Below are 18,837 nucleotides of genomic sequence, written 5' to 3'. Positions count from 1 at the left end.
CCCACTGTGGGCAATCTTTCGTTAGAAACGCCAACGCTTCTTTGCATTACGAAACCCGAGATGGGTTGATGCACCGCTTTGCCGTTCCTACTTTTAACCGTGATGGCAGACGCCAGCAGTGCCGGAAACTCGGTAAATGGAAGTACGATCTCGCTTGTGATGCGACAGGCAAATATAGGAAGGAGATCTGACATGGCACAGCGCAACCAGAATCCAGGCAACTTTGCCAACGATCCTCAGAAGGCCTCCGAGGCTGGCCGCAAGGGTGGCAAGAACCAGGGCCGCTGAGACAACCCCTTCCGTTCAGGCGCTTAGGGATCGAGGCACGGAGCACGGATGCTTCGCAGGAAGGGACTCGAACCATCGATCGACAGGCTGTCAGGGCACGCCCTGGCAGCTTTTTGTTACTTCATGGCCGCCAATTTCACCATGCACGACCAAGGTCGAGTTGCGGCATCCATGGCCAGCGCGCACCCTAGCCAAAAATAAAAAAGACCCCCCGAAGGGGGTCAGGTGGAGCACGCCAGCTCACATCGGTATATCGCCCGCTGTTCGTTCAGCCATTGGCGACGTTGCTCAGGAAGTGGAGTCGCACACCGATCTTCCTGCAGCGTTGTTCGGTTATCAAATACAAAGCGATTACTGCGCCAATAATTACAGAACCATTGAAAAAACAAAGACCTGCAAGAAAAACAGTCACGCAGGCTTTGTGCCATACGATGCCAGTTCACCTTACCTGCACCACCGAAACCCACTTAAGGGCTATCTTGCCGCATTTTGATGCATTGCAAAATCAGCGAAACGGCATAAACCGCCCGAACGCCTCGACGAGTGGGCCACGTCACTACAGAAACTCACGAGTGGCATCCATCACGCGGCCATCCACCGTGCGCTGCACCTTGTGCTCGATCTCGCTGCACAGCGATTCGACCTTCTGCCGATCGTTGCCGACCGCCACGAAGGTCCACTCACTCGATTCCAGCCGGTCATGTTCGCCGCTCTCGCATACTGCTACCGCCGGGTTGCGGCCATAGCGCTCGTGCAAGCCGCCCATCCGCTGACGCTTCTCCTTAAGCGACGCACAGCCGGGCAGGGAAATGTGCAGGGTCAGTACGGCAATGAACATGCGGCTGGGGCTCCTTCGGTCGATGTCTGCCTGGGGCAGCCTGCTCAGCATGTGGCGTCGAGCCAACTCCCTCCCGGTGCGCTCCGTGGCGCCGCCTATCAGGAAGTATCGCTGTACCCGCCTATGGCTGGGTGAATTTCGCTCTCGTCAGGGTGAGGACGACCGAGCCGCAGGGTCGCGCGACCGGGCCACGTACCGCTCGATACGCAACTCCTTTATGCCAGCGATTCAGCGAAATTGGTATATTGGCCCGCTCCGACGATAGGGAAAAAGCGTACTGCCAATGACCATGGACAACGCCGTACTCTTGTTTGCCACCGGCTTCGGGCTGGGCTGGCTGCCCTGGGCACCCGGCACCTTCGGCTCGCTGCTAGGCATACCGCTGGCCTGGTGGGTGCTGGGCTTCTCCCGTGGCTCGCAACTTGGCATCATGGCGTTCCTGCTGATCGTCGCCGTGCCGATCTGCCATGTGGCCTCGCTGGCCCTGGGCGGCGGTGATGCACCCCAGGTCGTCGCCGACGAGTTCATGGCCTTCCCGATAGCGTTGCTGGGACTCTCCGTCGCCCGCCGACCCTGGGTCATGGCACTGGCTTTTGCCCTGTTCCGCCTGTTCGATACCACCAAACTTCCTCCCATCGATCGTATCGAAGCACTAGGCGGCGGGCTCGGCATCGTGCTCGACGACGTCATGGCGGCGATCTACGCCTGGTTGGTCCTGGTGGCGATACTGGCCCTATGGCGGCGGTATGACCGCCGCTGATTTCACACCTCGATGACAAGATCCGGCACGAACAGCGGTGGCTCGAACTCCCCGGGGTAACCGCCAGGGTTGGCCAGCACCCGCGTGCCAGCCACTTCCCGATCCACCGGCTCGTGTACATGGCCGTGGATCCACAGGTCCATGCGCCCCATCATCGCCGGCAGATGCGAGGCGAAGGCCGGCGACAGCGCATCGCCCCGGTAACGCGGCGGGATACACTCGGCCAACGGCGCGTGATGGCTGATCACCACCCGAGGCCCGTCGAAGGGCTTGGCCAGCTCCACCGCCAACCAAACCAGGGCTTCAGTATGCAATCGCTGGCTTTCGGCCGGACTGAAAGTCTCCCCTTTCGGTTGTTCGATAATGCTGAAATCCGGCATCAACCAGCGCGCCTTCTCTTCGGTCAGCGCCGGGTCGAAGCCAGGGTCATCGGCATAAAGCGCGAAGTCGGTCCAAAGGGTGGTGCCATGGAAGCGCACGCCACCCAGCGTGAGCGAACGGTTGTCGAGCAGATGAATCCCCAGCCGCTCGGCCTCGGCCGCCAGCGCCTGGCGAAGCAGCGGCATGCAAGCGCCATAGAACTCGTGGTTGCCCGGCACGTAGAGAATCGGCAGCCCGGCGAAGCGCTCGGCCGCCCAGGCCAGCCCCTCCGCATGGCGGTGAATGTCCCCGGCGAGAATCACCACATCCGCTGGCGCTTCCGGTAGCTCACGCCCTTCGTCGAAGTGTTCCAGATGCAAGTCCGACAGCACCCTGAGCCGCATGACAACCTCCCTTTGTTCCCTTTCACCGAACCGTTTGCCGGCCCCTCTGCAAGAAGGTCAGCATAAGCGGGAGACGGAAGGCTCCGCCAGGTTTGGCTCATGCGCCAGCCTGCGGCTATGTTGAGATAGCCCGTTGCAAAGGGCGTAACGACTCCCAGCGCGCCCCACTCCGAGCTGTTCCACAAGACGGTAGGCCCCGGCGTCGGCATGGTCGACCGCCTGCGCGACCAGCTCAGTGGCAGATTAACCGGCTAAACGCCAAACCTTCGGTCGAACCTTCGCTTCACCCGGGCGCCTGGAAGGAGGCGCCCGGGTTTCATTGCCTAAGAATCTTTTCGATGGACTTGCCTTTGGCGAGTTCATCGACAAGCTTGTCCAACTGGCGGATCTTCTTCATCAGTGGATCCGCAACCTCTTCCACGCGGACACCACACACTACGCCCTTGATCAGTGAGCTGCGTGGATTCATCGCTGGCGCCTGAGAAAAGAAGGTTTCAAAATCGGCTTCCTGTTCTATCTGAAGCTGTAAGCCAGCGTGGTCATAGCCGGTAAGCCAGCAAATGACGCGATCCACCTCCTCTTGCGTGCGCCCTTTGCGCTTGGCCTTTTCCACATACATGGGATACACCACCGCGAAAGGTGTCGAGAAGATTCGATGCCCTGACATCTCATGTCTCCTGAACTGCCTCATCTCGCCTTACCAGGGGTCGTAGGTGCCGAAGTTCCATAAATGGCCTTCCGGGTCGCGGCAGCTGAAACCCCGCCCGCCGTAATCCTCGTCCTTGATCTCGATGGCGATCTGGGCACCGGCTGCTTTGGCTCGGGTATAGATGGCATCGGCGTCCGAGACGACGAGATAGGCACACTGCGTCTCGGCGCCACCGATTTCATCCGGCTGTTTCATCAGATGCCCGAATTCGCTGTCCGTGGCCGAGCCCAACATGATCATCCCGTTGCCGAACGTCAGTTGGGCATGGGCAATGGTGCCATCCTCGTTGGCGGCAACGAACTGCTTCTCGAAGCCGAAAGCCTGGCAGAGCCATTCGATAGCCGCTGGCGCATCTCGGTAACGCAGGCATGGGATCACCGTGACTCGTGTGTTTTTTGCATCACTCATCTCACTCATGACCTGCTCCATTTCAATGGCTGCCTTGAAGCGTAGCCCGGCACGGTTCGATTCACTGAAGTTTGCGCTACGATATGTAGCATCCTTCTTGATGGAAAATACTTCCATCGCACATGCTAGGGGTCCGCTTCCCTGCCTCATTCTGGAGAGACGACATGACACAGCCCCGCCTCGGCTTCATCGGCATCGGTCTGATGGGCGACCCCATGACGCGCCGCCTGCTGCAGGCCGGCTTTGCCGTCACGGTATGGAACCGCACCCCGGCCAAGGCCGAGCCGCTGCAGGAGGCCGGCGCTACGCTCGCCAGCTCCATAGCCGAGTTGGTACAGAGGGTCGATGTGGTGATGCTGTGCCTGGCCAACACTGCCGTGGTGGAGGATGTCGTGTTCGGCGAGGGCGGCGTGGCGGCCCACGGTCGGGCGGGCCAAAGGCTGATCGACCTCTCCAGCAGCGACCCTGAGGCGACGCGCGTCTTTGCCGAGAAACTGGAAGAAGAGTGCGGCATGCGCTGGGTCGATGCGCCGGTCTCCGGCGGTGTGGCGGGGGCCGAGGCCGGCAGCCTGGCCGTCATGTGCGGCGGTGCGGAAGCGGACGTCGAAGCCGTGCGCCCCCTGCTCACCCCGCTTTCGGCGCGCGTCACGCACATGGGCCCCGTAGGCGCCGGCCAGGTCACCAAGGTGTGCAACCAGATGATCGTCGGCTGCCAGGCGGCGGTAATCGCCGAGATGGTGGCCCTGGCCGAGGCCAGCGGCGTGGAGGCCAGCCGCCTGACCGAGGCGCTGGCCGGCGGTTTTGCCGATTCCAAGCCGTTCCAGATCCTCACCCCGCGCATGGCGGCAAGCGAGTATGCTGATCCGGCCTGGCACCTGCGCACCCTGCTCAAGGACCTCGACATGGCCATGGCCCAGAGCCAACGCGCCGGCAGCGCCACGCCCATGAGCGGGCTAGCCGCCCAGTTGATGCGCGCCCACGTCAATCATGGTAACGCCGAGCACGACCCGGCTACGCTGGTGGAGGCATATCGTCGGAAGGAAGCCTAACCTTGGGACTCCTGCTCACTGGTCTGCGCGGCAGGAGGCTTGGGATTCAGCAGGGGCTGGATCAGCATGCGGTCCAGCCTTAGCTCGCGAGGGTCGCGGAACGCCTCGATGCCCAGCGTCATGCCGAGGTGGCCGGCGCCAGGCTGGTCGCGATAGGTGCCGAACAGCCGGTCCCACCACGGCAGGTTGAAGCCGAAGTTGCTGTCGGTTTCGCGGCGCACGATGGAGTGATGAACGCGATGCATGTCGGGCGTCACCACGACCAGGCGCAGCCGGCGGTCGACCCGCTCGGGCAGGCGTACGTTGCCGTGATTGAACATGGAGGTGGCATTGAGCAGGACCTCGAAGATCAGCACCGCCACGGCCGGCGCCCCCAGCAGCGTGACCACTGCGATCTTGATGCCCATCGAGATCAGGATCTCCAACGGATGGAAACGCAGGCCGGTGGTCACGTCGAACTCCAGATCCGCGTGGTGCATGCGGTGCAAGCGCCACAGCCAGGGCACGGCATGAAACAGCCGGTGCTGGAAGTAGATTGCCGCGTCGAGCAGCAACACCGAGAGCGGCAGCGCCAGCCACAGCGGCGCCGAGACCAGATGGAACAGCCCCCAGCCGTGCTCGGCAGCCGCCAGGGCGGCTCCCACCGCCGCCAAGGGAAACACCAGGCGAACCGCCAGGGTGTCCAGTGCCACGATCGAGAGGTTGCCGGGCCAGCGCTGCCAGCGCCGGATCCGCTGCTGACGACGCGCGGCGAGGATTTCCCACAGGGCCATCGTCGCCAGTACCAGCAGGAAAATGCCGAGGCGGATCGGCGGTTCGTGAAGGAGAAGCGTCTCGCTCATGTTCATGGCTCCCCTGCCGGCATGCAGCGGCAGACCGGCCGTTTACCTCTTCTGATGGTATCGCGTTCGATCGGGATTTGTCCCTTGCCCCACCCTTCCGTACACTTGTTTGACTCTCCCCTACACGACGCTACGCCGAGGCATGACCATGGCTTTCGATTCGACCTCTACCTATGTGGCTACCGATGCCTTGAAACAGGCGGTAAACGCCGCCGTGACGCTGGAGCGCCCGCTGTTGATCAAGGGCGAGCCGGGCACCGGCAAGACCCTGCTGGCCGAGGAGCTGGCGGCCTCGCTGGGTACACAGCTGATCACCTGGCATATCAAGTCCACCACCAAGGCGGCCCAGGGGCTCTACGAGTACGACGCGGTGAGCCGCCTGCGCGACTCCCAGCTCGGCGTCGAGGGGGTGGAGAACGTCGAGAACTACATCAAGCCCGGCAAGCTATGGGAGGCCTTCACCGCCGACGAGCGCGTGGTGCTCTTGATCGATGAGATCGACAAGGCCGACATCGAATTCCCCAACGACCTGCTCCAGGAGCTGGATCGCATGGAATTCCACGTCTACGAGACCGGCGAGACCATCTCCGCCACGCATCGGCCGATCATCGTGATCACCTCGAACAACGAGAAGGAGCTGCCCGACGCCTTCCTGCGCCGCTGCTTCTTCCACTACATCGAGTTCCCCGACCGCGAGACCATGCAGGCCATCGTCGACGTGCACTTCCCAAACATCGCACCGCAGTTGGTCAGCCAGGCGCTCGAGGTGTTCTTCGACCTGCGCCAGGCGCCGGGGCTGAAGAAGAAGCCCTCCACCTCGGAGCTGGTGGACTGGCTGAAACTGCTGATGAGCGACGAGCTGGCCCGCGAAGCGCTCTACCACCGCGACCCGGTGAAGGCGATCCCGCCGCTGGCCGGTGCGCTGGTGAAGAACGAGCAGGATACCCAATTGCTCGAGCGGCTGGCCTTCATGATGCGTCGCCAAGGCAACCAGAGGCGCTGAGACATGTTCATCGGCCTGTTCGAGACCCTCAAGCGTGCCGGCGTACCGGTGTCGCTGCGCGAGCTGCTCGATCTGCATGCCGTCGTCGAGCGCGGCGTGGTGTTTGCCGACATGGAAGCGTTCTACCAGGTGGCGCGTACCGTGATGGTCAAGGACGAGCGCCATTTCGACCGCTTCGATCGCGCCTTCGCCGCCTGGTTCGACGGCCTGGAGAATCTCGATGCCGCCATCGAGGCGCTGATACCCGACGACTGGCTGCGCCGCGAGTTCGAGAAGCAGCTCTCCGAGGAGGAGAAGGCCCAGATCGAGTCGCTGGGCGGGTTGGAGAAGCTGATCGAGACCTTCAAGAAGCGTCTCGAGGAGCAGAAGGAGCGCCATGCCGGCGGCAACAAGTGGATCGGTACCGGCGGCACCAGTCCCTTCGGCGCCTACGGCTACAACCCCGAGGGCATTCGCATCGGCCAGGAGGGCTCACGCCACCGCCGGGCGATCAAGGTGTGGGACGAGCGCCGCTTCCGCGACTACGACGATTCGCTGGAACTGGGCACGCGCAACATCAAGATAGCGCTGCGCCGCCTGCGCAAGTTTGCCCGCCAGGGTGCTGCGGAAGAATTCGACGTCGATGCCACCATCCGCGACACCGCCCGCGACGCCGGCCTGCTCAACGTGCGCATGCGCCCGGAGCGTCACAATACGGTGAAGGTACTGCTGTTCCTCGACGTGGGCGGCTCCATGGACGACCATATCCGCGTCTGCGAGGAGCTGTTCTCCGCCGCCCGCTCGGAGTTCAAGCACCTGGAGCACTACTATTTCCACAACTGCTTGTACGAAGGTGTCTGGCGCAACAACTACCGCCGCACCAGCGAGCGTATCCCCACCATGGACGTGCTGCATACCTACGGCCGCGACTATCAGGTGGTGATCGTCGGCGATGCCGCCATGTCGCCCTACGAGGTGACCCACCCCGGCGGTAGCGTGGAACACTTCAACGACGAGGCCGGGGCGGCGTGGCTGAAGCGACTGGCCGACAAATTTCCTCGCCTGGCGTGGCTCAACCCCATGCCGCCGCGCGCCTGGGAGTACACCCACTCCACCCAGCTGATTCGCCAGTTGATCGACGATCGCATGTACCCGATGACCTTGGAGGGGCTGGAGAGCGCCATGCGCGAGTTGGCACGCGGCTAGAAGCTGCCGAGGCCGGGCTCGATAGCCCTGCGATGGCTTGCTCATCCTGGGCCTGCTCTCTATACTGTATTTTCATACAGTTTTCGTATGACGAGCCATGTCATTCACTTGGTCGTGTACAAGCGTCGATAGTGGAAAGGCCGCTATAACCTTTTTTGGTTATTATCTTGAAAAATAACCCTTAAGGGCTATTATCCTTCCATACCTCATGCAGAGCGGGCCTATGGTGCAGCGCATTGCCGTACTCACGGGCGACCTTGTCGATTCCCGCAAGGCCAGCGACCCGAAGCGACTCTTCAAGGAGCTCGATACCGCCCTTGAGGCGATCACCGACCACTACGGCGGGCAGGGCGAGCGGTACCGTGGCGATGGCTTCCAGATCGCCCTGCCCGACCCCGCGAACGCCCTGCCCGCGGCGGTACTGTTGCGCGCGGCGCTGATTCGCCATTCGGAAAAGCACCAGCGCTGGGATGCCCGCATCGCCGTCGCCATCGGCAAGGATCGCTGGCAACCCGAACAGCGTGTCACTGAAGCCAGCGGTGAGGTGTTCGTGCGCTCCGGTCAGACCCTGGACGCCATGAGCGAAGGCTCTTCCCACCTATGCCTCAAGCTGGTCGAGGAGTCCGAGAGCGAGTGCCTGACCCTGCTGACCCGCTTCGTCGACGACCTGATCGATGGCTGGTCGCGCTACGCCGCCGAGGCCGTCTACCTGAGCCTGTGGCACGATGAGTCCCAGCAGGCGCTCGCCAAGCGGCTCGGTATCAGCCAGCCCGGCGTGCACAAGCGATTGCGGGCCGCCCGCTGGGCGCTGCTCGACGATTATCTCCGCTACCTCGGCCAACGATTCAAGGACGACCCACGATGAATGCCGATCTCTCGCTGCTGCTGGGGCTGGTGCTGGTCCATCTGCTTGGCGATTTCGCCCTGCAGCCAAGGCGTTGGGTCGAGGCTCGCTACGTGCGCAAGGTGCGCTCCCCGCAACTCTACCTGCATGCAGCGCTACACGGAGGTTTGGCCTGCGCGGTGCTGGGTGCGGCCACCCTCACCCATTCGACCGGTACCTCCTTGTCCATGGTACTGGGAGGCGCGCTTGCTGTCGCGGTGAGCCATATGGCGATCGACCTCGGCAAGTCCTATCTGTCGCCGGCAAGGCTGCGCTGGTTCATGCTCGACCAGGCGTTGCACCTGCTGGTGCTGCTGGGTGTATGGCTGGCCTGGCTGGGCAGCTGGCAGCCGTTGGTCACCTTCTGGCAATGGTTGTTCACCCCGCCGGTGCTCGGCATCGTCGTCGCGTACGTGCTCGTCACCCGTCCGCTGTCGATCGTCATTGCCCTGGTCATACAGCGCTGGAGCGCCGAAATCGACAACCCGGGCACGCTCATTGCCGCCGGGGCACGCATCGGCATGGCCGAACGCGTCCTGGTGCTGACCCTGGTGCTGCTCGACCAGTTGACCGCCATTGGTTTCCTGCTCGCCGCCAAGTCGGTGCTGCGCTTCGGCGAACTGCGCGGCGCGCAGGATCGCAAGCTGACCGAATACGTGCTGATGGGCACCCTGCTCAGCGTCTCGACCGCCATGGTGCTCGGTTTGCTGATCCGGCTTGTGACACAGGGGAGCTGATCATGCCGAAACGCTGGACCGCCATCGCGAGCGCCGTTATCGCAGGCGCGTGGCTAAGCGGTTGCGCCACACCGGAGCCTCTCGAGCAGCGCAACGGCTACGTAGTGGATCACACCCACGTGTCGCCCTCGCATACCAGCCGGGTGCGCCACCTGGTCATGCATTACACCGATGTCGACGAGGCCGAGTCGCTGGCCGTGCTCACCGGTCCTCACGTCAGCGCCCACTACGTGCTGCCGTTGCCGGCGCGGGACCACCGCGGACAGCCGCTGGTCTACCAACTCGTCGACGAGGAACGCCGCGCCTGGCACGCCGGCGCCAGCGCCTGGAAGGGACGCCCCAACATCAACGACACCTCGATCGGCATCGAGATCGTCAATACCGGGCCCGACCGACCCTACGCCGAGGTGGAGCAGTTGCTGGAGGCGCATCCCGAGGCCGCCGTGGAGATGAACTGGGCGCCTTACCCAGACGAGCAGATCGAGGCGTTGATCGCCCTGTCCCTTGACATCATCGAGCGCCACGACATCCACCCCACCGACGTGGTGGCCCACTCCGACATCGCGCCGACGCGCAAGATCGACCCCGGCCCGCGCTTCCCCTGGCGCGAACTCCATGAGGCAGGTATCGGCGTATGGCCGGGGGAGGAAGCGGTATCGCACTGGCAGGCTCGCTTCGAGGCAGAGGAGCTACCGCTCGCCACTCTGCAGGAGGCGCTGCGCGCCTGGGGCTATCCGCTGGAGGCAACGGGTGAGCTGGATCGCCAGACCCGCGCCGTACTACGCGCCTTCCAGATGCGCTTCCGGCCCGCCGACTACCGCGGCGAGCCGGACGCCGAGACCGCCGCCATTCTCTGGGCGCTGCTGGAAACGTATCGCCCCCTCGAGCTGGAGCGGCTCGAGGGGGCGATGACGCAGCCGAAAAGCTAGTGGTTTACACCCCCTGGGCCACGTCGGAAAACCGTCGAGCCAGGGCGGGTTACATGGTCGCCAGGCGCTCGCGGTCGTTGATGCCGGCCATGCGCACCAGGGCCAGGGCTTCGTCGAGGCTTTCCACCTCTTCGACCCGCACCAGCTCGCTGTCCAGACTGAACGACTTGCCCGTCTTTTCGGAGAGCAGTCTTTCCAGGGTGGGTACGTCCATGCTCTCCTCCATCTGCAGGACATCGACGCTGGCGCTGTCGTGAGTACCAGGCAGGTAGATGGTGCCGTTGGAGAAGTCCACGGCGTAGGCGATCACGCCCGGGACGATGAAGAACAGCAGGCCCACACCATTGGCAATGGCGACTACCGGGTCGATGCGGCCACTCATCTGGCCCTTGCGCTCGGGATGGAAGACGGTACCGCAGCCCACCAGGGCGGTAATGGAGACGCCAAGCACCAGGCCAATCAGGGCACGACGGATTAGGATCCTCATGGAACGGATGCTCCGCAGAAAGTCAGCTTACCGGCGCCGGACGATTGCCGCCCTTGGCGCCGCCATGGAGAATGGCGGGAGATTACCACAACGCCGACTAATACGAGCGTTTACATTTTTCACGGAGACCGCCATGAGTGAAACCGTACTGCGTATCCTCCAAGGCAACGCCATCGAGCCGCGACTGGACGAGCTGGCCCACCTGCGGATCACCGTATTCCGCGATTTTCCCTACCTCTACGATGGCAGTTTCGATTACGAGGCCAACTACCTGCGCCGCTACGCCGAATGCCCAGAGAGCCTGTTCGTGCTGGCCGAGGATGGCGATGCCTTGGTGGGTGCCGCCACGGGCATGCCGCTGGCGAAGGACGTGGAGGAGTTCCGCGCGCCCTTCGAGCAGGCCGGCTTCGATGTCGACAGCGTGTTCTATTACGGTGAGTCGGTGTTGCTGCCGAGCTACCGTGGCCGCGGAATCGGCAAGGCGTTTCTCGCCGAGCGCGAGCGCCATGCGGTCCGCCAAGGCTTCTCCACCGTGGCCTTCTGTGCCGTGGAGCGTCCCGATGACCATCCGCTGAAGCCGGAGGGCTATGTGCCGCTGCACGGCTTCTGGCGCTCGCAGGGTTACGAGCGGCATCCGGAGCTCGCCACCACCTTCCGCTGGAAGGACATCGGCGAGCCGGAGGAGACCGACAAGCCGATGGTGTTCTGGCTGAAGTCGTTGAGGTAGGAGGCCTGGCGACGGATCAGCCCCGATCGGTCATGCAGGTTGGGCAACGCTTTTGCCGCCGTTCCCCGTTGGCCGTACAATGCCCCGAACGCCGCCCGCCGCGGCACGCCGAATCATGTCAAGCCCATGCTGGAAGGAAACGTCGGACCCATGCGCGCCACTCAACTGTTGATCGCCACCCTCAAGGAAACCCCCTCCGACGCCGAGGTCGTCAGCCATCAGCTGATGCTGCGTGCCGGCATGATCCGTCGCCTGACCTCGGGCCTGTACACCTGGCTGCCGATCGGCCTGCGCACCCTGCGCAAGGTGGAACGCATCGTGCGCGAGGAGATGGATCGCGCCGGGGCCCAGGAGGTCCTGATGCCGGCAGTACAGCCCGCCGAGCTGTGGCAGGAGTCCGGCCGCTGGGAGCAATACGGCCCCGAGCTGCTGCGCCTGAAGGACCGCCACGAGCGTGACTACTGTGTCGGCCCCACCCATGAAGAGGTGATCACCGATCTGATGCGCCGCGAGCTCTCCAGCTACAAGCAGCTGCCGGCCAACTTCTACCAGATCCAGACCAAGTTCCGCGACGAGATCCGTCCGCGCTTCGGCGTGATGCGCTCGCGCGAGTTCATCATGAAGGATGCCTACTCCTTCCACATCGACCAGGCCTCTCTCAAGGAGACCTACCAGGCGATGTACGACGCCTACGTGCGGATCTTCACCCGCCTGGGCCTGGACTTCCGCCCGGTACTGGCCGACACCGGCGCCATCGGCGGCACCGATTCCCATGAGTTCCATGTGCTGGCCGCCTCGGGCGAGGACGATATCGCGTTCTCTACCGAGTCCGACTACGCCGCCAATATCGAGAAGGCCGAGGCGCTGCCCGCGCCGCTGGGTGTCAATCCCGAGCGCACCGCACCGAGCGAGGAACTGCGCCTGGTCGACACGCCCAATGCCAAGACCATCGCCGCCCTGGTTGAACAGCACGGCCTGCCCATCGAGAAGACCATCAAGACGCTGATGGTGCGCGCTGCCGAGGGCGGCCTGATCGCCCTGCTGGTGCGTGGCGACCACGAGCTCAACGAGATCAAGGCCGAGAACCTGCCCGAGGTGGCCGAGCCGTTGACCATGGCCACGGAAGAGGAAATTCGCGCCGTGGTCGGCGCCGGTCCCGGCTCGCTGGGTCCGGTGAATCTCGACATGCCGATCATCATCGACCGCAGCGTGGCGCTGATGAGCGACTTCGGTGCCGGTGCCAACGTCGACGGCAAGCACTACTTCGGCATCAACTGGGAGCGCGACGTGGCGCTACCCAAGGTGGCCGACATCCGCAACGTGGTCGAGGGCGATCCCTCGCCGGACGGCAAGGGCACGCTTTCGATCAAGCGCGGCATCGAGGTCGGCCACGTGTTCCAGTTGGGCAAGAAGTACTCCGAGGCGATGAACGCCACGGTGCTCGACGACTCTGGCCGCGCCGCCCACCCCTGGATGGGCTGCTACGGTATCGGCGTGACCCGCGTAGTGGCGGCTGCCATCGAGCAGAACCACGACGAGAACGGCATCATCTGGCCCAACGCCATCGCCCCCTTCCAGGTCGCCCTGGTGCCGATGAACGCCCACAAGTCCCAACGCGTGCGCGAGGAGTCCGAGCGGCTCTACCAGGCCCTCACCGCGGCCGGCATCGACGTGCTGCTGGACGACCGCGACCTGCGCCCCGGGGTGAAGTTCGCCGACCAGGAGCTGATCGGCATTCCCCACCGCCTGGTGGTCGGCGACCGCGGGCTGGACAACGGCGAACTGGAGTACAAGGGGCGGCGTGACAGTGAAGCGACCATGGTACCGGCCGACAACATCGTCGAGTTCCTGCGCGAGCGGATCGAGGCCTGATCGCCGGCTGGCCGCGACGCTACTGGTCGCGGCCGGCCTGCTTGGCACCTTGCCAACTGCGGCACTGGAACATGGCGAAGCCATCGACACCGGGGAAGCGGGCTTGCTTGATATGCTGCCCGTTGCCCTGCAAGCCCCATCCGCCCAGCGGGTACGGGTGGAGCCCGACATTCCCCCTTCGCTGCGCCAGACCCTCGATACGCTGGTCGGCACACCGCCCTCAGCGGATCAGGTATGGGCGGCACGCCAGTGGATGAGCCAGATGGAGCCCAGGCTCGCACGCTTCGTGCGCGACGACGCCCTGCGCAGCGAGATGCTTACCCGTATCTACCACGAGGCCCGGCTGGCCGGGTTGGCTCCTGAAATCGTCCTTGCGGTCATTCAGGTGGAAAGCGCCTTTCAGGCCGATGCCGTCTCCTCCGCTGGCGCGGTAGGGCTGATGCAGATCATGCCGTTCTGGATTCGCGAGCTGGGCCGCACGGCCGACGACCTGATGGACCCCTGGCTCAACCTGCGTTACGGCTGCACGATACTCGCCCACTACCTGGCCGTGGAGCGCGGCGACCTCACCCGTGCACTGGCCCGCTACAACGGCAGCCTGGGCCAGACCTGGTACCCCGAGCGGGTCATGCGCGCCTGGACCGACCACTGGTGGGTCAAGCGATGACTCAGCCAGCTACCTTGCTGGTGTTCGACGTGGCTATTGCCCAGCCGTCGCGACCCTGGGTCTTGACCTGGTAGAGCGCCGCATCGGCGGCGGCATAGCCGGCGTCCAGCTCGGCATGAGAGGCAGTGAAACGCACCGCCCCCACACTGAAGGTAACGTGCGCGGAGTGAGGGTGGGAGGGATGCGGAATATCGGCGGCACGCAGCGCCTCGATGACGCCTCGGCAGGTCTCGCTCAGGACCTCGTCATCGAGACAGTCGAACAGGACGGCAAACTCGTCGCCTCCCATCCGGTAGAGCCTCGCCTCGTGCGCCAGAGCCTCCTCGATCAACTGGACCAGGCGGCGCAGCAGCCGATCGCCGTCGGGATGGCCCAGGCTGTCGTTGTACTGCTTGAAGTAATCGATATCGACCAGCAGCATGCCCATGGCACGTCCTTGGGAGGCGACCACGTCGTCATGCAAGGCGCTGCGGTTGCCGACTCCGGTCAAGGGATCGCGCAGGGCACGGGTCATCCACTCCAGGCTCTCGCGGGCAGACTTGGCGGCACGGCGACGCTGAAGCTCGTGCATGAACCAGAAGCCCAAGCCCAGTACGAAGATCACCAGGCTGCCGCCCAGTACCTGCCCCTGGTGGCGGCGGGTCTCCTCGACGAACTCAGATGTGACCGCACTACGTCGATCGAGCTGGTGCATTTCGATCCGCGTCAGGCAACGCATCGGCTCCAGCAGGCTTTCACGCAGGTGGGAGGCTTCGACGGGGGCGTCCCCTTGCAGGCGCTGGAGCAGGCGGTCCATGGCCACAAGGCTCGGCCCGGTGCAGTCGTACTCCCGCCGGTAGAGGCCAATGTCGAACAGGCTGTAGGCCAGCTTGATCTGGAAGCGGGCACGCTGGCGAGTATCGGCGTCGCGGGGCGATTGCAACAGCAGGTCGAGCCCTTCCTGGAGATAGCCACGAGCACGGGTGGCCAGTTGCTGGCCCGTGAGGTTGCCCGACTGGCTGAAATAGGCGTGGATCTCGGGATAGACCCAACGCGTCTGGTAGGCGATCAACAGCATCAGAGCGGTGAAGCTCATCAGGCTGAGCCACAGCCAGCGTACGTGACGCCGCCAGAAACGCACGGGTTCTACCATACCGCCTCGATGCTGCGAATCATCCAGATCCAGTCATTGAAATTGCGCAGATTGGCGGGATCACGACGGCCATAATCGCGCTCGACCAGGCGTACCGGGCCGCGATGGCGCAGGCCGATCGGCTCGCCGTCCTGGTGAGTCACGAGAATCCAGTTGGGATCGTCCCAGCCGGACAGGGTCACGTCATAGTCGTCCCAGGCTTCGAAATGGAGCTGTGGCGGCACCCCGCCAAACTGCTCGACCAGCAGGTCGCGGAAGACGAGCCCCCGGATTTCGACCTCTTCGGCCAGATAGGGATCATGGAAGCGGAACTCGACGTCGGCGCGGGCGCGCAGCTCCTCCACCGTGAGCGGGATTTCGCGCCCAGCATCACGTAACAGCAGTGCATCGGGATTGGCGAGAGCGGCGGTCGAAGCAATCAGCAGGATGCCAGGTAGCAGCCCCTGCGCGCATTGACGGATGCGGTCCAGGTAGGACATAGCAGACTCCCTTTGTTCTTGTTCTTCTTCTTTTTCTCGTGCCGATAGCGCCATTGGCGTACCGTTACCGACGGAGTCTACCACGAAAAAATGCCGGCCCAATTGGGCCGGCTACTGGGGGGAAAACTCCCCCCTCCCCTGACGACTTGCTCTACAGGCTGGTTCAGTGCTTGCGCTTGCGACGATGGTCGCGAATCACGAAGCCGATCCAACCTGCCATGAAAGCGACCATCATCGCGACGGTTACCAGCCCGAAAATCACTGCATCATCCCAGTACATGGTGGTTTCTCCCCGTCACCTGATGTGATGGGTTCACTCTAGCCGGTTGACGCCCATGGAAAACTGACCTGCATCAAATTTCGCCTCGGCCTCGACGAGTGCCGCGCAGCGAATTGACACAGGTCAGTTTTTTGAGCTGACTCGAGCTTCCCGAGGGGTCAGGGAGCCTTGCGGTCTTCGACTTGGGAAGGTTCGATACCCGCGGGAAGCGGATGGCCCTTGGCCAGTTCGGCACGAGTCGCCTCGCGTACTTCGAGCACTTCCAAGGCATAGCTCAGGGTTTGCCCGGCCAGGGGGTGATTGGTGTCGATCAGCACGCTGTCGTCATGCACCTCGAGCACCGTCACGACCTGAGGACCGTCATCGCCGGGGGTCTGGAAGCGCATCCCAGGCGCCAGGTCGTCCTGGGAAAAGGCATTGCGGCCGACTTCCTGGACCAGGCTCTCGTTGCGCAAGCCATAGGCTTCTTCGGGCGGCAGCGTGATGCTCAATCGAGCGCCGGGCCCGTGTCCCATCAGGACCCTTTCGAGGCCGGCCATGATGTTGTCATGGCCATGCAGGTACTCGAGGGGCTTGGCACGCGCTCGCGAGTCGTCGAGCACTTGGCCTTGCTCGCTGCTGAGCACGTAGTGCAGGGTCACGACCCGCTGCGGGGCGATGTTCATGGCGGTCTCCTTTGGTCGGTTGGCGAGGCGAGCGCCAAGCGGTTACGTCCGTGGACGCAGGTTTGCCACTGGCATCTCCAGTTGCTGCTGGCGATTGAGCAGATTGAGCAGCACGATCGCCCGCTCATCGCCCTTGTGGCTGGCAAAGACCGCTTGCAGATCCTTGAACGGCCCTTCGGTAATCTCCACCTTCTCGCCGGCGCGGAAATAGACGTTGGCGACATTCTCCGCCCCTTGGGCGCCCTGCTCACGCAACATCGCGATGAGTTCGTCATCGACAGGCAACGGACGATCGCCGAAGGTGACGATCCTGAGCACGCCGCGGGTCGAGCGAATCGGCCGCCAGTTGCTGGCGATGCGGTCGAGACGGATGAACAAATAATGGGGAAACAGCGGCTCGTCCAGCCATACCAGCTTGCCACCGCGCTTCTTCTGGACCTGCAAGATGGGGTGGAACAGCTCGTAGCCCTGGTTGGCCAGATGCTCCGCAGCACGGAAGGACTCTCCTCCCTTGCACTGAACGACGTACCAGTGCGGCAGGCTATCGTTCTCGTCTTCGATCGGCTGACGTTCGCTGTGGCTCATGAAGGCCTCCTACCGGATATCCTGCTGGCATCGATGCCGGGGCTCTGCAACAATCGAGCGGCCGGACGATGGGTCCTCCTGGGCCGCCCACCTCCGCCGAGCGGTGTGCCATTCTAGCATCGTTGCCGGCCTCGGGCCGCCCCCTGGCCGTTGTCACACCGAGGAGTATCGCCACGCATGACCACCCCTACCGCTCAGCGCAGCTGGGGAGCCGCCCTGGCCATTTATCTACGCGCCCCCGTCATCACCATGCTGTTCCTGGGATTCTCGGCCGGTTTGCCGTTCCTGCTGGTGTTCTCGACCCTCTCTGCCTGGCTGCGCAGCGACGGTGTCCAGGTGGCCGCCATCGGCTTCTTCTCCTGGATCGGCATGCTCTACTCGATCAAGTTCTTCTGGGCACCGGTGGTGGATCGCCTGGCCCTGCCAGTACTGACGCGCACCTTCGGCCAACGGCGCGGCTGGATGCTGCTGGCCCAGGCCATGATTGCCGGCGGGCTGGTGGGCCTGGCTAGCCTCGACCCGCAGCAGAACCTGACGCTGGTGGCCGTCTTCGCGCTGCTGGTGGCCTTCGGCTCGGCCACCCAGGACATCGCCATCGACGCCTTCCGCATCGAGTCGGCACCGGATGACATCCAGGCGGCCATGGCCTCGACCTATATCATCGGCTATCGTGGCGGCCTGCTGGCCGCGGGCGCCGGCGCCCTCTACGTGGCTTCATGGCTATCCTGGCAGGCCGCCTACCTGACCATGGCCCTGCTGGTCGGCGTGGGCGTGATCACGGTACTGCTGCGACCGGAGCCCAAGCGGCTGTCGCTCTCCATCCAACTGATCCATGAGCCCCGCGTACGCGCCTTCATCCGCGTCAGCCGCGGCAAGCCGCGCCACCTGCGCCGCCTGGGCGCCTGGCTGATCGGTGCGGTGGTGTGCCCCTTCACCGATTTCATTTCCCGGCATCGGCTCAAGGCGCTGTGGCTGCTGGTGTTCGTGGCCGTGTTCCGCATCAGCGACCTGGCCATGGCCTCGATGGCCAACCCGCTGTATATCGATCTGGGCTTTTCGCTGGAAATCATCGCTAAGGTCACCAATGTGTTCGGCATCGCCATGAGTATCAGCGGCGGCATCCTGGGCGGGTTGTTGGTGGCACGCTATGGTATCGGCCCGATACTGGTGCTGGGCGCGGCGGCAGCGACGCTGACCAACCTGCTGTTCGCCGCCCTGGCGCTGGCCGGCCAGAGCCTACCGATGCTGGTGATGGCCATCGTTGGTGACAACCTGGCCAATGGCCTGGCCAGCGCAGTGTTCATTGCTTTCCTGTCGAGCCTGACCTCGCGCGCCTACACCGCCACCCAGTACGCACTGTTCTCGTCGCTGATGACACTGCCGGGCAAGTTCTTGAGCGGCTTCGGTGGGCTGGTGGTAGCGGCGGAGGGCTACGCCACCTTTTTCGTCATCGCCACGGCACTGGGGTTGCCGGCCATTGCCCTGGCGATCTGGATCAGCCGCGACAAGGAGCTGGTTCCGCCGCCCACCCCGCGCGCGGCCTGACGG

The 18,837-nt window shown here is 63.8% G+C and carries 23 protein-coding genes; 12 read left to right on the top strand and 11 right to left on the bottom strand.

Going from position 1 to position 18,837, the window contains the following annotated elements; genetic code table 11:
- Window positions 1–192: 192 nt before the first annotated feature.
- Window positions 193–288 carry a KGG domain-containing protein gene (locus tag ACUY1T_RS16910; RefSeq protein ID WP_446024744.1) on the top strand — a complete coding sequence of 32 codons (96 nt, stop codon included), beginning with the start codon at window positions 193–195 and terminating at the stop codon, window positions 286–288.
- Between the two features lie 556 nt (window positions 289–844).
- Here the strand turns inward: ACUY1T_RS16910 and ACUY1T_RS16905 are convergent.
- A complete protein-coding gene (locus ACUY1T_RS16905) occupies window positions 845–1,126 on the bottom strand; it encodes a DUF503 domain-containing protein (RefSeq protein ID WP_446024743.1) in 282 nt (93 codons plus the stop codon).
- Between the two features lie 283 nt (window positions 1,127–1,409).
- Here ACUY1T_RS16905 and ACUY1T_RS16900 point away from each other — a divergent pair, with 283 nt between their 5' ends.
- On the top strand, window positions 1,410–1,886 hold the full coding sequence (locus tag ACUY1T_RS16900; RefSeq protein WP_446024742.1) for a phosphatidylglycerophosphatase A family protein: 477 nt from the start codon (window positions 1,410–1,412) through the stop codon (window positions 1,884–1,886).
- Between the two features lie 2 nt (window positions 1,887–1,888).
- Here the strand turns inward: ACUY1T_RS16900 and ACUY1T_RS16895 are convergent, their stop codons facing one another.
- From ACUY1T_RS16895 to ACUY1T_RS16885, 3 genes are all read right to left on the bottom strand, one after another.
- Window positions 1,889–2,650 carry a metallophosphoesterase gene (locus ACUY1T_RS16895; protein WP_446024741.1) on the bottom strand — a complete coding sequence of 254 codons (762 nt, stop codon included), beginning with the start codon at window positions 2,648–2,650 and terminating at the stop codon, window positions 1,889–1,891.
- Window positions 2,651–2,966: 316 nt separating this feature from the next.
- Window positions 2,967–3,317: a DUF2200 domain-containing protein gene (locus ACUY1T_RS16890; RefSeq protein WP_446024740.1), complete on the bottom strand. Its 351-nt coding sequence runs from the start codon at window positions 3,315–3,317 to the stop codon at window positions 2,967–2,969.
- A 30-nt stretch (window positions 3,318–3,347) separates the two neighbouring features.
- Window positions 3,348–3,884, bottom strand: a complete 537-nt coding sequence (locus ACUY1T_RS16885; protein ID WP_446024739.1) for a VOC family protein — start codon at window positions 3,882–3,884, stop codon at window positions 3,348–3,350.
- A gap of 47 nt (window positions 3,885–3,931) precedes the next feature.
- On the opposite strand from ACUY1T_RS16885, the gene ACUY1T_RS16880 reads away from it, so the two are divergent.
- Entirely contained in the window at window positions 3,932–4,816 is an 885-nt protein-coding gene (locus tag ACUY1T_RS16880) for an NAD(P)-dependent oxidoreductase (RefSeq protein WP_446024738.1), read from the top strand.
- On the opposite strand, the gene ACUY1T_RS16875 is transcribed toward ACUY1T_RS16880, so the two are convergent.
- Window positions 4,813–5,658: a sterol desaturase family protein gene (locus ACUY1T_RS16875; RefSeq protein ID WP_446024737.1), complete on the bottom strand. Its 846-nt coding sequence runs from the start codon at window positions 5,656–5,658 to the stop codon at window positions 4,813–4,815. The two genes, ACUY1T_RS16880 and ACUY1T_RS16875, sit on opposite strands and share 4 nt — an antisense overlap.
- Window positions 5,659–5,806: 148 nt before the next feature.
- Between ACUY1T_RS16875 and ACUY1T_RS16870 the strand changes: the two genes are divergently transcribed.
- The 5 genes from ACUY1T_RS16870 to ACUY1T_RS16850 all read left to right on the top strand — a co-directional run bounded on the left by ACUY1T_RS16870 (window position 5,807) and on the right by ACUY1T_RS16850 (window position 10,395).
- Window positions 5,807–6,661 carry an AAA family ATPase gene (locus ACUY1T_RS16870; protein ID WP_446024736.1) on the top strand — a complete coding sequence of 285 codons (855 nt, stop codon included), beginning with the start codon at window positions 5,807–5,809 and terminating at the stop codon, window positions 6,659–6,661.
- A gap of 3 nt (window positions 6,662–6,664) precedes the next feature.
- Window positions 6,665–7,846, top strand: coding sequence for a vWA domain-containing protein (locus ACUY1T_RS16865; protein WP_446024735.1), 1,182 nt, complete (start codon window positions 6,665–6,667; stop codon window positions 7,844–7,846).
- Between the two features lie 223 nt (window positions 7,847–8,069).
- Window positions 8,070–8,711: a hypothetical protein gene (locus ACUY1T_RS16860; RefSeq protein ID WP_446024734.1), complete on the top strand. Its 642-nt coding sequence runs from the start codon at window positions 8,070–8,072 to the stop codon at window positions 8,709–8,711.
- Window positions 8,708–9,466 (top strand): DUF3307 domain-containing protein, encoded by a 759-nt coding sequence (locus tag ACUY1T_RS16855; protein WP_446024733.1) that lies wholly within the window; start codon window positions 8,708–8,710, stop codon window positions 9,464–9,466. Before ACUY1T_RS16860 ends, ACUY1T_RS16855 begins: the two co-directional genes overlap by 4 nt.
- A gap of 2 nt (window positions 9,467–9,468) precedes the next feature.
- Window positions 9,469–10,395, top strand: coding sequence for an N-acetylmuramoyl-L-alanine amidase (locus ACUY1T_RS16850; RefSeq protein ID WP_446024732.1), 927 nt, complete (start codon window positions 9,469–9,471; stop codon window positions 10,393–10,395).
- Window positions 10,396–10,444: 49 nt separating this feature from the next.
- Here ACUY1T_RS16850 and ACUY1T_RS16845 read toward each other — a convergent pair whose 3' ends face one another.
- Window positions 10,445–10,882, bottom strand: coding sequence for a hypothetical protein (locus ACUY1T_RS16845; RefSeq protein WP_446024731.1), 438 nt, complete (start codon window positions 10,880–10,882; stop codon window positions 10,445–10,447).
- Window positions 10,883–11,015: 133 nt separating this feature from the next.
- Between ACUY1T_RS16845 and ACUY1T_RS16840 the strand changes: the two genes are divergently transcribed.
- The 3 genes from ACUY1T_RS16840 to ACUY1T_RS16830 all read left to right on the top strand — a co-directional run bounded on the left by ACUY1T_RS16840 (window position 11,016) and on the right by ACUY1T_RS16830 (window position 14,148).
- Entirely contained in the window at window positions 11,016–11,609 is a 594-nt protein-coding gene (locus ACUY1T_RS16840; RefSeq protein WP_446024730.1) for a GNAT family N-acetyltransferase, read from the top strand.
- Between the two features lie 150 nt (window positions 11,610–11,759).
- Window positions 11,760–13,481, top strand: a complete 1,722-nt coding sequence (locus tag ACUY1T_RS16835; RefSeq protein WP_446024729.1) for a proline--tRNA ligase — start codon at window positions 11,760–11,762, stop codon at window positions 13,479–13,481.
- Window positions 13,482–13,593: 112 nt separating this feature from the next.
- Window positions 13,594–14,148 (top strand): lytic transglycosylase domain-containing protein, encoded by a 555-nt coding sequence (locus ACUY1T_RS16830; protein WP_446024840.1) that lies wholly within the window; start codon window positions 13,594–13,596, stop codon window positions 14,146–14,148.
- A gap of 1 nt (window position 14,149) precedes the next feature.
- Here ACUY1T_RS16830 and ACUY1T_RS16825 read toward each other — a convergent pair whose 3' ends face one another.
- The 5 genes from ACUY1T_RS16825 to rfaH all read right to left on the bottom strand — a co-directional run bounded on the left by ACUY1T_RS16825 (window position 14,150) and on the right by rfaH (window position 17,289).
- Window positions 14,150–15,280, bottom strand: coding sequence for a GGDEF domain-containing protein (locus ACUY1T_RS16825; RefSeq protein ID WP_446024728.1), 1,131 nt, complete (start codon window positions 15,278–15,280; stop codon window positions 14,150–14,152).
- Window positions 15,274–15,759 (bottom strand): hypothetical protein, encoded by a 486-nt coding sequence (locus ACUY1T_RS16820; protein WP_446024727.1) that lies wholly within the window; start codon window positions 15,757–15,759, stop codon window positions 15,274–15,276. The genes ACUY1T_RS16825 and ACUY1T_RS16820 overlap by 7 nt, the downstream gene beginning before the upstream one ends.
- Window positions 15,760–15,922: 163 nt before the next feature.
- Window positions 15,923–16,039: a cytochrome c oxidase subunit CcoM gene (ccoM, locus tag ACUY1T_RS16815; RefSeq protein ID WP_411793905.1), complete on the bottom strand. Its 117-nt coding sequence runs from the start codon at window positions 16,037–16,039 to the stop codon at window positions 15,923–15,925.
- A 158-nt stretch (window positions 16,040–16,197) separates the two neighbouring features.
- Window positions 16,198–16,704: an FKBP-type peptidyl-prolyl cis-trans isomerase gene (locus ACUY1T_RS16810; protein WP_446024726.1), complete on the bottom strand. Its 507-nt coding sequence runs from the start codon at window positions 16,702–16,704 to the stop codon at window positions 16,198–16,200.
- A 42-nt stretch (window positions 16,705–16,746) separates the two neighbouring features.
- Window positions 16,747–17,289 carry a transcription/translation regulatory transformer protein RfaH gene (gene rfaH, locus ACUY1T_RS16805; RefSeq protein WP_446024725.1) on the bottom strand — a complete coding sequence of 181 codons (543 nt, stop codon included), beginning with the start codon at window positions 17,287–17,289 and terminating at the stop codon, window positions 16,747–16,749.
- Between the two features lie 177 nt (window positions 17,290–17,466).
- On the opposite strand from rfaH, the gene ACUY1T_RS16800 reads away from it, so the two are divergent.
- A complete protein-coding gene (locus ACUY1T_RS16800) occupies window positions 17,467–18,834 on the top strand; it encodes an AmpG family muropeptide MFS transporter (protein WP_446024724.1) in 1,368 nt (455 codons plus the stop codon).
- Window positions 18,835–18,837: the final 3 nt, after the last annotated feature.

The organism is Billgrantia sp. Q4P2 (assembly GCF_052806135.1).
The sequence above is the reverse complement of the archived record's forward strand: the minus strand, read 5'-3'. Positions and strand labels throughout refer to the sequence as shown.